Origin of the sequence: Leyella stercorea, assembly GCF_021531355.1 — a bacterium.
Taxonomy (GTDB): Bacteria; Bacteroidota; Bacteroidia; order Bacteroidales; family Bacteroidaceae; genus Prevotella.
Map to the genome: position 1 here is coordinate 1 of NZ_JADYTS010000203.1, position 516 is coordinate 516.

A 516-nucleotide genomic window follows, 5' to 3' on the forward strand; every position below is an offset into this window, starting at 1 on the left:
ACACGCCGAGTTTGTGAAGGCATTGAGCCATTACACAAACGAAGTGGAGCCTAAACTTAAAGCGCAGGCAAAGGCAGAGTGGAAGGACACGAAGACAATCTTCCTCTCGGCAACACCGTTCAACACTCGTGAGAACCTTGACTATGCGGAGGGTTACATCTTCAAGTATCCCGAAGTGGAAAAGGGCGGAAGAATTAGCGGACGCACACAGTTCTATCTTGACCATTTCGGTGCTGCATATAAGTTCCGCTACAACAGACTGGAGCAGAGCACGAGCAATCCCGAGGCTGTAGCCAAGCAGGAGATTGAGTTCTCGGACTATCTGCAACACACGTTAGGCACTATGAGCGGACGCATCATAGACAGTCCGTATGACTATTCGAGAGACTTCCCGACTGTATCGCCCGACCATGCGGAGGAGTTCAACCAAGCTGTGCAGGATACCGTAAGAGGACACGGAGTGTTGGCAGACGCTTACCGTAGGACGATAGGCGACTATAATTATGGCAGCGCTCT

The 516-nt window shown here is 51.2% G+C and carries 1 protein-coding gene; it reads left to right on the forward strand.

The annotated features are described in order from the left end of the window. Nucleotides 1-516, forward strand: a 516-nt coding sequence (locus tag I6E38_RS15080; RefSeq protein WP_235394740.1) for a hypothetical protein, incomplete at both ends; no start/stop codon positions are given.